Source organism: Neobacillus sp. S1227 (assembly GCF_055385255.1).
This window is the reverse complement of record NZ_AP038276.1, coordinates 5,664,834-5,676,560: the sequence shown is the minus strand read 5'-3', so window position 1 is coordinate 5,676,560 and position 11,727 is coordinate 5,664,834. Positions and strand designations below refer to the sequence as shown.

Here is an 11,727-nt window from a genome sequence, read left to right as displayed (position 1 = left end):
TCTTTCTTAAAAAGAAACATATTGGGGAATATTATCAGAAACTCTGAAAATAGAGGGGGGCTTATGATGGCTAACACAAATAGTGTTTCTGGCAGTGATTATCTTAAGATGAAAGCAGGAAAGAAACAGGAATTATCCAACACGAAACTGCTCGGCATTGCCGGGATGGGCTGGATGTTTGATGCCATGGATGTAGGAATGCTTTCCTTCATCATTGCAGCATTGGCGGCAGAATGGAGTTTAACTCCCGGACAAATGGGCTGGATTGGCAGCATCAACTCGATTGGAATGGCAGTCGGCGCACTTATTTTCGGCTTAATGGCTGACCGAATCGGACGGAAAAATGTTTTTATCATTACCTTATTATTATTTTCGGTAGGAAGCGGTGCATCGGCATTTGCAGGCTCTTTGACGGTCTTTCTAATTCTCCGGTTCTTAGTCGGAATGGGCTTAGGAGGAGAACTGCCGGTTGCTTCAACGCTTGTCTCCGAAAGTGTCCCGGCTGAAAAGCGCGGCCGGATCGTTGTTCTATTGGAAAGCTTTTGGGCCGGCGGGTGGCTGATTGCGGCGGTCATTTCCTATTTCGTCATCCCATCGATTGGCTGGCAGGCTGCGCTGCTTATCAGTGCGATTCCTGCCCTATATGCTTTATATTTGCGGATGGGGCTTCCTGACTCACCACGTTTTGCAGCAGTTAAAACGAAGGAAAAGAGTTCCGTCCTCGATAACCTCACTCAGCTATGGTCAAAAGAGTATAGCAGAAAGACAGCGATGCTTTGGGTTGTCTGGTTCTGTGTCGTGTTCTCCTATTACGGCATGTTCCTATGGCTGCCTAGTGTCATGGTGATGAAGGGCTTCAGTTTGATTAAAAGCTTTGAATATGTGCTGATAATGACGCTAGCTCAGTTACCTGGTTATTTTACGGCGGCGTGGTGCATTGAAAGGTTTGGAAGGAAGTTTGTCTTGGTTGTCTATTTAACCGGAACGGCTGCAAGTGCTTATTTCTTTGGAACCGCAGAATCTACGGCACTGTTAATGACAGCAGGAATTCTATTATCATTTTTCAACCTGGGCGCTTGGGGCGGGCTCTATGCCTATACCCCGGAGCAGTATCCAACGGTAATCCGCGGTACGGGTGCCGGAATGGCTGCTGCCATCGGCCGTATCGGCGGTGTGCTCGGCCCATTATTGGTTGGCTACTTAGTGGCTCAAAAGTATTCTGTTTCTACCATTTTTACAATATTTTGTATATCAGTTTTAATTGGTGCATTGGCAGTGTTTCTTTTGGGAAAAGAAACGAAAAAACAAGAATTGATATAATGATTTATCGGAAGGCCCTATTGAAGGGTCTTTTGCTTTTGGAAAATCGAGGAAACCATCCATATTTAGACAAAATAATTTATAAATAGTTTGCTTTTTAAAGTAAAAACAAATACTGTTATGCTTTAGTGGAATAACGCGTAAAAACGCCTAGAAATCAACTTTTGTTGTTATTTTCGAAATTATTTTGAAATAGTGGATATAGGTACTAGACGAACCCCTAATTATTATGTACAATGTTTTCAGAATATTATATGTTTTGGAAAGAATTGCACAATGGATTGGGGAACTTTTTAAAAAATGGGGGGTATTGTCATGAGAAAAAGAAAATTAGCAGGCGTGTTTGCTTCATTTATGCTTGCAGCAGGCGTAATGGCCGGCTGTGGATCATCCACATCCACTAGTTCAGGCGGCGGGGATGAAAAGGGCGGCGAAATCAAAATCGGTGCCAACCTTGAGCTTTCCGGCGGGGTAGCATCCTATGGCCAGTCTATTAAGGAAGGTATTGACCTGGCGCTAGAGGAAATCAATAAAGAGGGAATTGACGGCAAGAAATTGAAGCTGGTTGTCGTTGATAATAAGTCTGAAGCACCTGAAGCGATTAATGGTGCGACAAAGCTGATCAGCCAAGACAAGGTTTCAGCAATTATCGGGGCAGCAACAAGCGGAAATACAAAAGCGCAGATTGAAATTGCGCAAAGCAACAATGTACCACTCATCACGCCGACTGGTACGGCTGCTGACGTAACGGTAAAAGACGGAAAATTAAATGATTTTGTTTTCCGTACATGCTTCATTGACCCATTCCAGGGTACTGTCGCAGCGAACTTTGCGGCTAAAGAATTAAAAGTAAAAACAGCTGCTGTATTCATTGACAGCTCCAGTGATTATTCAAAAGGCTTAGCGGCTTCTTTTAAAGAAAAGTTTGAAAAGGAAGGCGGCAAGGTTGTCACTCAAGAAGCATATGTGGCAAAGGATACAGACTTCCATGCCCAATTAACAAATATTAAAGGGAAAAACCCAGAATTCGTTTTCATCCCTGGCTATTATGAAGAAGTTGGCTTAATTGTGAAGCAGGCTCGTGAATTAGGTCTTAACGCGCCAATGATGGGTGCTGACGGCTGGGATTCTCCTAAACTAGTAGAACTTGCCGGCAAGGATGCTTTGAATAACACATTTATTACAAACCACTATTCTTCTGGCGATTCTGACCAAAAGGTTCAAGAGTTTGTAAAAGCCTTTAAAGCAAAATACAAGGACAAGTCTCCAGATGCGTTTAATGCTTTAGGTTATGATTCTGCTTATTTCCTTGCTGATGCTATCAAACGTGCTGGCGGCGGAGATTCTAAGAAAATTCAAAAGGCTCTTGCAGAGACAGATGGTCTTGATCTAGTAACAGGCCAAATGAAGCTTGATAAAGACCACAACCCAATCAAATCAGCTGTTATCTTAGAGTACAAGGACGGCGAGCAGACATTTAAGACAAAGGTCAATCCGTAGTTGGAAAAGCAGAAGTGCCTTGACCAGGGGCACGAGCCTAGAAGGGCCGGCATGAAGGTTGCTGCTTTTTAACCTTCAGGACGGATTGGCTGTAGACCTGCGAGCCCCTAGGCGCTGGAGCTGGACAAATTTTATAATGATCAAAATGAATAGGGAGCATGTTGATGTTCCCTATTCCAATTTATAAGGATTAGGAAAAATTTCCTATTCCCACTGGAAGGAGTTGCGACATGGAACAACTAATACAGCAGCTAGTCAACGGCATTTCATTGGGAAGTATTTACGCATTGATTGCCCTTGGGTACACAATGGTTTATGGCATCGTCAAGTTAATTAACTTCGCCCATGGGGATGTCTTCATGGTCGGCGCATTTATCGGTTTTTATTCGATTACAGTTCTCCACTTAGGATTTTTCCCGGCATTATTGATTTCAATGGTAGCCTGCGCAATTTTCGGCGTATTGATTGAGCGGATTGCCTACAAGCCGCTTCGAAACGCTACCAGGATTGCGGCATTGATTACCGCTATCGGGGTCTCGCTTTTAATTGAATACGGCACCATTTATATCCGCGGCGCCCAGCCTGAGGCCTATCCATCCAATATCGTTCCATTAAAAAGTCTGGAGGTCTTCGGAGTAAAAATTAGCGGTCAGTCCATTCTAATTTTGGCTGTTTCCCTATGTTTAATGATTGTTCTTCAATTTATTGTTCATAAAACTAAGATTGGTAAGGCGATGCGCGCCGTTTCCCACGACCAGGATGCAGCCAAATTGATGGGAATTAACGTTAATAACACCATCTCTGCCACCTTTGCAATCGGTTCTGCTCTTGCCGGAGCAGCTGGAGTGGTATTTGGAATGTACTATACAAAAATTGAGCCATTAATGGGAATCATTCCGGGCCTTAAGGCTTTCGTTGCCGCTGTTCTAGGAGGAATTGGCATTATCCCTGGAGCAATGGCCGGGGGATTATTATTGGGTGTCATTGAAGCTCTTGTCAGCGCCGCCGGAGGTTCTCTATTCCGCGACGCCGTAGCCTTTGTTGTCTTAATTCTAATCCTAATTTTCCGCCCTGCTGGTCTTTTTGGCAAAAATGTCAGGGAAAAGGTCTAGGGGGTGCTTGGTGAAATGAATAAGTTAAATAACGCAAAAGGTTTTTGGGGTTCTATTATATTAGCAATCATTTTTGCAGTCGTTGTGCAGTTCTTGATTAATGGCGGGACATTAAACCCCTTTTATGTAAATGCTTTGTTTTCCATCGGCATTAATATCATTCTTGCCGCTTCGCTTCATCTGATTATTGGGATTACTGGGCAGTTTTCGATTGGCCATTCTGGATTTCTTGCCGTTGGGGCGTATGTATCGGCAATCATCACGATGAAATTAGCCCTTCCCTTCCCTGTGGCGATCCTTGCTGCCGGTGCTGCGGCTGCTGTTGCAGGGTTAGTCATCGGGGTTCCTACCCTGAGATTACGAGGCGACTATCTTGCTATTGCTACGTTGGGCTTTGCCGAAATCATGCGAATTGTGTTTTTGAACATTGATTATGTCGGCGGTGCTTCCGGGATGACGGTTTCCCACCTGATTACTTGGCCATGGCTGATTGCCTGTGTGCTAATCACAATTATCGTCATCGTTAACTTTACGAATTCCACCCACGGACGAGCCTGCATTTCGATTCGCGAAAATGAAATCGCTGCCGATGCGATGGGTATAAATACGACCTATTACAAAGTAATGGCGTTTATTATCGGTGCCTTTTTTGCCGGTGTCGCAGGTGCCCTGCATGCCCATAACTTTTACATTATCCAACCGACCAACTTTGGCTTTTTGAAGTCCTTTGATATTTTAATTTTCGTCGTACTTGGCGGATTAGGAAGTATGTCTGGTGCTGTACTGGCGGCGATTTTATTAACAATCATTTCAACGTTCCTAGCCAATTATCCGGAAGTCCGGATGGTCATCTACAGCCTTGTACTAATTGCGATGATGCTGTTCCGTCCGCAAGGATTGATGGGCACAAAGGAAATTACGTCTTTCTTCAAGTTGGGGAAATCCGCGCAAGGAGGGTCTCATGATGCGAACAAAAACACAGTTGCTTAAAGTAGAAAACGCAGGAATCCGATTTGGCGGTTTAAAGGCTGTATCCGAAGTCAACCTGGAGCTTATGCAGGGAGAACTCGTCGGATTGATCGGCCCAAATGGTGCTGGCAAGACGACCTTCTTCAACCTGTTAACTGGTGTTTATGTTCCAACCGAGGGGACGATTTCTTTGGCCGGTGAAAAATTAAACGGGCACGCCCCATATAAGATTACCAAAAAGGGGATCAGCCGGACATTTCAAAACATCCGCTTGTTTGGGGAATTATCGGTACTCGATAATGTTAAGGTTGCGTATCATTCACTTGCCAAGCATTCAATTCTCAGTTCGATCTTCCGCCTTCCTTCCCATTTTTCCGGGGAGAGAGAAATGGAAGAAAAGGCAATTGAGTTTTTAAAAATCTTTAAGCTGGATAACGTGATGCACGAAATGGCGAAGAACCTGCCATATGGACAGCAGCGCCGCTTGGAGATTGCCCGGGCATTAGCAGCAAATCCTAAGCTATTGCTTTTGGACGAGCCGGCAGCAGGGATGAATCCACAGGAAACAGATGAACTGATGAATTTGATTGCGTTAATTCGCGAAAAATTTTCGTTAACCATTCTTTTAATTGAGCATGATATGAATCTTGTCATGGGTGTTTGTGAAAGAATCTATGTATTGGACCATGGCCAGCTAATTGCCGATGGTACTCCGGAGGAAATCCGCAACAATCCAAAAGTCATCGAAGCGTACCTTGGCGAGGAGGTCTCTTAGTATGCTAAAAGTAAATGATATCAATGTCTATTACGGAAATATCCATGCATTAAAAGGAGTATCTCTCGACATCAACGAGGGTGAAGTTGTGACGCTGATTGGTGCGAACGGTGCCGGTAAAAGTACGCTGTTAAAGACCCTTTCCGGGCTTTTGAAACCGAAGACTGGCGAGATTGTGTTTGAAGGCGAGCATGTTGCCGGCAAGGTGCCGCAATCGATCGTAAAGCGAGGGATTTCGCAGGTTCCGGAAGGCCGCCGTGTGTTTGCTAATATGTCCGTTGAGGAAAATCTGGAGCTGGGCGCCTATTTGCGCACGGATAAGAAGGGCATCCAGGAAGATTTCGAAAAAATCTATCAGCTCTTCCCGCGCCTGTTAGAGCGCAAAAAGCAGCTGTCTGGTACGCTTTCAGGCGGTGAGCAGCAGATGCTGGCGATGGGCCGAGCGCTGATGGCGCGACCCAGGCTGCTTTTATTAGACGAGCCTTCTATGGGTCTTGCGCCGCTGCTGGTTAAAACAATCTTCCAGATTATTGAGGAAATCAATAAGACGGGAACAACGATCCTGCTGGTTGAACAGAATGCGAATATGGCGTTATCGATTGCTGATCGCGCCTACGTTATTGAGACTGGAAAAATTGTCGCTTCCGGTTCTGCTGAAGAATTGAGTGCAAGTGACCAAATTCGTAAAGCCTACCTCGGGGGCCATTAAAAAAGGTATCGGAGAGACTCCGGTACCTTTAAATTTTTTGCTGGTCGGAATCGGGCTTTAATTGAAAACGATGTTTAGGCTGTAAAGAATGCTTGATTTTGCTTTTGTATTCGACATACAATTGCTCGAACCCCACTAACGTTCCAAGCGTGAAGAAATTAGCAAAATTCTTTTGGACTTCCCGCTTTAACACGTTCTTGCCGCAAATGCTGTAATAGTTTAGTTCCTCAATTTCTTTTTACTATTATCGCTGTTTAATTTAGTTTACTATAATAGTCGTTCGCTAGAGTGGTATACAGGTGACAAATTTTGGTTGGTTTTGTGCCGGACAAATTTAATACAAAGGTAGTAGACAAGATTAATCCTTTAGCCAAATAGAAAACGCATTGCAGTTTATGACATAATAGTGAATATCAAACCAATCCGGTTTGCCGAGGATCTAGTCCGGTCAGTGTGATTCATTAGACCGGGTTGGGTCCTTATTTTTTACGGACGTTCAGCTGGCTGAACAGGCATTCATATTGTTTTCAATCTATAAATACATTAAACTGGAATAAACAGAAAATTATGTAAACCATCACAGATTTGGAGGAGAAGCTTTGGGCGATATCGGCATTTTGCAAAGAAAAGAGCAGCTATCAAGGCAATTCCTACTATTTATCACTGGCATTGGAGTGTTTATTTATTTTCAATTTGGTTTGTTTAATTTAACGGTACCACACGAGCCAATGATTTTGGCGCTGTTGGTGTTGTTCCTCTTTATTGTGGAGCTGTTTCCTGTTCCTGTCTGGAAAGGGCATATTACCATCTCTTTTCCATTGGTCTATGCCATATATCTCATGGATGGATTAGCCTATACAATTGTTTTTTATGGAATTATTGTTGCAGCAGTCAACATAATGAATAGGCGTCCGCTCCGAATTATTTTCTTTAATCCGGCCATGCAGGTCATTAGCTTTTTTATTGCCTATCTACTTTGCCAGTGGCTGTATCCGCAGATGCCAATCGAAGGGCAGTCAAGGGTGCTGCACGGGATTATCCATTTTAATTTGCTTATCATCCCTTTTTATTTCATGAATATTCTTATTGTAGATCTTGTTTTAGCTATCAGGCCACAAACCTATAATCTGAAAATCTGGAGGATGAAAGCCCTTTTTGAGGTTTATAGTTTTCTTATTTCCTATGGTTATCTTGTTTTGTTGCATGTTTTGGGAAATCAAAAGCGGGGAACGATTGATTTCTTTTCTTTTTTCTTCTTTTTTATCCCGTTAGTCTGTGTTGCGCTGCTTAGCTCAATTATTGCCAATTTAAAAAAGGAAAAGGCAAAGCTGAAGGCACTGTTCAGCATTTCATCAGAACTGAATAAAAAAATTGCCAGGTCTGATTGGTTAACTTTCTTAAAAAATAATCTTCAAGAATTTATCGATGTTGATGCATGGATTTTATGGAAACGTCCGCCGGAAGGATGGTTGTTCCGTTTTGCCACAGGCCCTGTTAAGGGGGATTTTACGATGTCAGCGGAAACGGCGGCCGCTCTTGATAAAATGAAAAATTTGACCGTTTATCATAATGCCAAAAGAGATCCTAGTCCGGCCGGAATCTTTTTTACAGAGGAAATAGGATCATTGCTGTATGCCCCGTGTATTCTGGAAAATGAGTTGGTGGGAATGTTTGTGTTTGGCAGAAGCCGGGCCCACAGTTTTAGCGAGGAAGACATGCGCTCTGCGGCTACCCTTGCCAATCAGCTAGCGGTTCTGATTAAAACAAGATGGCTGTTTGCCGAGCAGGAGAAACGGTTGATTTTGGAAGAACGGAACCGGATCGCCCGTGATATTCATGATGGGGTTGCCCAGTCACTCGCCGGTGCAATTATGAATCTTGAAACGGCGCAGCGGAAATTTGCGAAAATGCCGGAGGATTCTCTTCGGTTAATGGGCGAAAGTACCGAGAAACTGAGGAGGAGCCTGAAAGAGGTGCGGGAATCGATATATGCCCTAAGGCCATATCCAACGGAGAGGGTAGGCTTATTGTTGGCCATTACCGCAAAAATTGATGCAGTCAAGCGGGAACATAAGCTGGATATTCATTTGGAGACAAGAGGTCAGGAATTCCACCTGAGCTCGATGGTTGAAAAAATAATTTTCGATATTTGTCAGGAAAGTGTGCAGAATGTCGTAAAACATGCAGAAGCCTCAAAAATTGACATTATGTTAAGCTATCAAAAAGAAAATGTGCTTTTGAAGGTGAAGGATAATGGCAAGGGGTTTTCGCTTTTCCAGGCCATGATCAAGGCCCGGGAGCACCCGCATTTTGGAATATTACATATGAATGAATCGGCTGATAAAATTCAGGCTTCGCTGCAGGTAGACAGCCGAGAAGGTGCTGGAACAGAGATAACCTTAACGGTGCCAAAAATGGGGATTGAAGGGAGTGATTTGCGTGATCAAGCTTATGCTGGTCGATGATCATGCCGTGTTGCGGGATGGATTAAAGAATATTTTGGAGATGGAAACTGATATTGAGGTAGTAGCCGAGGCGATTAATGGCGATGAAGCAATCGAAAAAGTAAAGGATGCCCTGCCGGATGTGATTTTGATGGATATTAACATTCCTGAGAAAAACGGCATTCAAGCAACGAGTATAATAAAAAAAATGTACCCGTCTATTAAAGTTCTAATGCTTACGATGTTTGACCATGATGAGTATTTTATGTCGGCGATTCGCGAAGGGGCAGACGGTTACCTTTTGAAGGATGCCCCTTCACAGCATGTGGTTGATGCGATTCGCGCAGTGGCAAACGGGCAGTCGGTCATCCATCAATCGATGACGAAGAAGTTTTTGGGTTTTTCCCAGCCTTCGTCTAAACCGGAGCCAGCTGAGGAACAAAAGCCTGCGGATTCGACACTGACAGAGCGGGAGAAGGAAGTGCTTCTCTGCTTGGTTAAGGGCATGAATAACAAGGAGATCGCCCAAACCTTGTTCATCAGCGACAAAACGGTTAAAATCCATGTGTCCAACATTTTCAAAAAACTCGGCGTCAAAAGCCGCTCCCAGGTCGTCATTTATGCTGTACAGAATCAGCTGGTGCCGTTGACGTAGTGGTATAATTTATTTTTTCTGAGAACCAAGCCGGGGTGGCTTTGTTCTCTTTTTTTCGAAAAATCCGGTTGGAAAGTAAAGTGGTATTTTTGGAAAGTATTTTATAAGGTGTGGATAGTAAATTCGAAATATATGTAAGAATTTTAATAAAAAAGGAAAGTAATTCGAGCAAAAGTGTAAGTATTTCCAGAAAACTGGAGAACGAATCTTGTTTTTTTAAAATTTCCATCTTTTTTTGCTAAAATAAAAGAAAAATCAGAAGGATGATTAGGATGGCACAGGCCAAAACCAATGCAATGCGCATTTTGGACGCGCAAAAGATACATTATGAGGTGCTTACATACGAAAATAAGGATGGAAAAATTGATGGGGTGTCGGTTGCTGAGAAAATTGGCAGGAATCTGAAAGAGGTCTATAAGACACTCGTCACGCAAGGGGCAAGCAAAAACCTTTATGTGTTCGTTATTCCTGTTGCTGAGGAATTAAACCTGAAAAAGGCGGCTAAGGCGGCCGGGGAGAAAAACGTCGAAATGATTCCGGTCAAGGATATTCAAAAATGGACCGGCTATATACGCGGAGGCTGCTCGCCTGTCGGTATGAAAAAGCATTACAGAACTTTTATCGACCAAAGCTGCTCAGAAATTGACACAATCATTGTTAGTGCCGGAAAAATCGGCAAGCAAATCGTACTCACGCCCAACCAATTAAAAGAAATCACCAGTGCCGAGTTGGCTGATGTTATAAAGTAATCTTCCCTTTTTAAACATTCCTTTTTGTAACATTGTTGATTGGAGCGGAAGGGGCGAGACTCCTGCGGGAGTACGGGGCAGGGGAGACCCCGCAGGAGCTTTAGCGACGAGGCTCCCCGTACCGCTCGCGGAAAGTGAGCCCCTCGGGACAGGCAAAGGGCAGCCTGACCCTGCGATGATTATTCAAAGGAGCTTTCCTTAGTGGAGCGGAAATCAACACCCCATATTAAAAAAATCAGTTTTTTCCATAGGCATTCACCTATAAACAACAAAAGCATAAGATATGGTGATCTTAATCTTTGTGATTGAATTTGCCTAATGGCAATGTTGATTTTTTAAAAGGGAGTGTTAATGAATGGCAGGGAAAATTAAAAATTATTTTGCCGGCGGTAACACAGCCAGGGGATTTCATAATTTGTACGATTCCAACCTGCAGGGACTTGACCGTTTATTTATTTTAAAAGGCGGGCCTGGAACGGGCAAATCGTCGCTCATGAAAAAAATCGGCCAGGAATGGGTGGAAAAAGGCTATGATATCGAGCTGCTCCACTGTTCATCTGATAATAATTCCATAGACGGCGTAATAATTCCCGCTTTAAAGGTAGGGATTGTTGACGGAACTGCTCCCCATGTCATTGAGCCAAAAGCGCCGGGTGCGGTGGAAGAATATATTAATCTAGGTGAGGCGTGGGATGCTAAGGCGCTAAGTGCGCAAAAAAACACAATCAAAAAGCTGACCAATCAAATTAGTGAGGCCTTTGAGACAGCCTACGCTACTTTTAAGGAAGCACTTGAGATTCATGATGATTGGGAAAAAATCTATATAAACAGCATGAACTTCCAAAAAGCGGACCAATTGACCAAAAAGCTGATTGAAACTTTCTTTGGAAAAATGAGGTTAAGCAAACAAGCCGATGTTCGCCACCGTTTTCTTGGGGCCGCCACACCAAAAGGTGCGGTTGATTTTGTCCCTAATTTAACGGAGGACATTCAAAAACGCTATTTTATAAAGGGGCGCCCAGGCTCCGGCAAGTCCACGATGCTGAAAAAGCTGGCTGCAGCAGCAGAGGAGCGCGGCGTCGATGTAGAAATCTATCATTGCGGATTTGACCCTCATAGCCTCGATATGTGTATTTTTAGGGAGCTGGGGATTGCCATTTTTGATAGTACTGCACCGCACGAGTACTTCCCTAGCCGCGACGGTGATGAAATCATTGATATGTATGAAATTTTAATCGAGCAGGGAACGGATGAAATCTTTGCCGATTTTATCAGCAAAATATCCACCAAGTATAGAGCCAAAATGACAGAGGCCACTAGCTGGCTTGCCAAAGCGAAAGAGCTCCACGACGAGCTTGAAGCTATTTATATTTCCGCAATGGACTTCACAGTGGTCGAAAAAATCCAAACTAAAATTGCTGCTGAAATTAATGCATTAGCAGGGGTAAACGCTTAAAACCGAGGGCCTGATCCCTTACCTTAATAAGAGTTAAG

The 11,727-nt window shown here is 43.7% G+C and carries 10 protein-coding genes; all 10 read left to right on the top strand.

The genetic code is table 11. The features are described from left to right. The first annotated feature begins 108 nt into the window (after nt 1-108). The 10 genes from ACZ5AE_RS28155 to ACZ5AE_RS28110 all read left to right on the top strand — a co-directional run bounded on the left by ACZ5AE_RS28155 (nt 109) and on the right by ACZ5AE_RS28110 (nt 11,689). Nucleotides 109-1,320: an MFS transporter gene (locus tag ACZ5AE_RS28155; protein ID WP_464573753.1), complete on the top strand. Its 1,212-nt coding sequence runs from the start codon at nt 109-111 to the stop codon at nt 1,318-1,320. Nucleotides 1,321-1,635: 315 nt separating this feature from the next. Then, on the top strand, nt 1,636-2,820 hold the full coding sequence (locus tag ACZ5AE_RS28150) for an ABC transporter substrate-binding protein (protein ID WP_464568214.1): 1,185 nt from the start codon (nt 1,636-1,638) through the stop codon (nt 2,818-2,820). A 230-nt stretch (nt 2,821-3,050) separates the two neighbouring features. After that, a complete protein-coding gene (locus tag ACZ5AE_RS28145) occupies nt 3,051-3,932 on the top strand; it encodes a branched-chain amino acid ABC transporter permease (RefSeq protein ID WP_464568212.1) in 882 nt (293 codons plus the stop codon). Between the two features lie 15 nt (nt 3,933-3,947). Next, a complete protein-coding gene (locus ACZ5AE_RS28140; protein ID WP_464568210.1) occupies nt 3,948-4,922 on the top strand; it encodes a branched-chain amino acid ABC transporter permease in 975 nt (324 codons plus the stop codon). Further along, nucleotides 4,897-5,676 carry an ABC transporter ATP-binding protein gene (locus tag ACZ5AE_RS28135; protein WP_464573752.1) on the top strand — a complete coding sequence of 260 codons (780 nt, stop codon included), beginning with the start codon at nt 4,897-4,899 and terminating at the stop codon, nt 5,674-5,676. The genes ACZ5AE_RS28140 and ACZ5AE_RS28135 overlap by 26 nt, the downstream gene beginning before the upstream one ends. A 1-nt stretch (nt 5,677) precedes the next feature. Next, nucleotides 5,678-6,385 carry an ABC transporter ATP-binding protein gene (locus tag ACZ5AE_RS28130; RefSeq protein ID WP_464568208.1) on the top strand — a complete coding sequence of 236 codons (708 nt, stop codon included), beginning with the start codon at nt 5,678-5,680 and terminating at the stop codon, nt 6,383-6,385. 599 nt (nt 6,386-6,984) lie between these two features. Continuing rightward, nucleotides 6,985-8,850 (top strand): GAF domain-containing sensor histidine kinase, encoded by a 1,866-nt coding sequence (locus ACZ5AE_RS28125; RefSeq protein ID WP_464568206.1) that lies wholly within the window; start codon nt 6,985-6,987, stop codon nt 8,848-8,850. Beyond that, nucleotides 8,825-9,484, top strand: coding sequence for a response regulator (locus ACZ5AE_RS28120; RefSeq protein WP_464568204.1), 660 nt, complete (start codon nt 8,825-8,827; stop codon nt 9,482-9,484). The genes ACZ5AE_RS28125 and ACZ5AE_RS28120 overlap by 26 nt, the downstream gene beginning before the upstream one ends. Nucleotides 9,485-9,756: 272 nt before the next feature. Next, nucleotides 9,757-10,233, top strand: coding sequence for a Cys-tRNA(Pro) deacylase (ybaK, locus tag ACZ5AE_RS28115; RefSeq protein ID WP_464568202.1), 477 nt, complete (start codon nt 9,757-9,759; stop codon nt 10,231-10,233). A 355-nt stretch (nt 10,234-10,588) separates the two neighbouring features. After that, entirely contained in the window at nt 10,589-11,689 is a 1,101-nt protein-coding gene (locus ACZ5AE_RS28110; protein WP_464568200.1) for a PRK06851 family protein, read from the top strand. The last annotated feature ends 38 nt before the right edge of the window (nt 11,690-11,727 follow it).

Coding starts and splice junctions, on each gene's coding strand:
- ACZ5AE_RS28135 (WP_464573752.1), top strand. CDS start 4,897: ATGCGAACAAAAACACAGTTGCTTAAAGTAGAAAACGCAGGAATCCGA.
- ACZ5AE_RS28140 (WP_464568210.1), top strand. CDS start 3,948: ATGAATAAGTTAAATAACGCAAAAGGTTTTTGGGGTTCTATTATATTA.
- ybaK (WP_464568202.1), top strand. CDS start 9,757: ATGGCACAGGCCAAAACCAATGCAATGCGCATTTTGGACGCGCAAAAG.
- ACZ5AE_RS28150 (WP_464568214.1), top strand. CDS start 1,636: ATGAGAAAAAGAAAATTAGCAGGCGTGTTTGCTTCATTTATGCTTGCA.
- ACZ5AE_RS28110 (WP_464568200.1), top strand. CDS start 10,589: ATGGCAGGGAAAATTAAAAATTATTTTGCCGGCGGTAACACAGCCAGG.
- ACZ5AE_RS28130 (WP_464568208.1), top strand. CDS start 5,678: ATGCTAAAAGTAAATGATATCAATGTCTATTACGGAAATATCCATGCA.
- ACZ5AE_RS28155 (WP_464573753.1), top strand. CDS start 109: ATGAAAGCAGGAAAGAAACAGGAATTATCCAACACGAAACTGCTCGGC.
- ACZ5AE_RS28145 (WP_464568212.1), top strand. CDS start 3,051: ATGGAACAACTAATACAGCAGCTAGTCAACGGCATTTCATTGGGAAGT.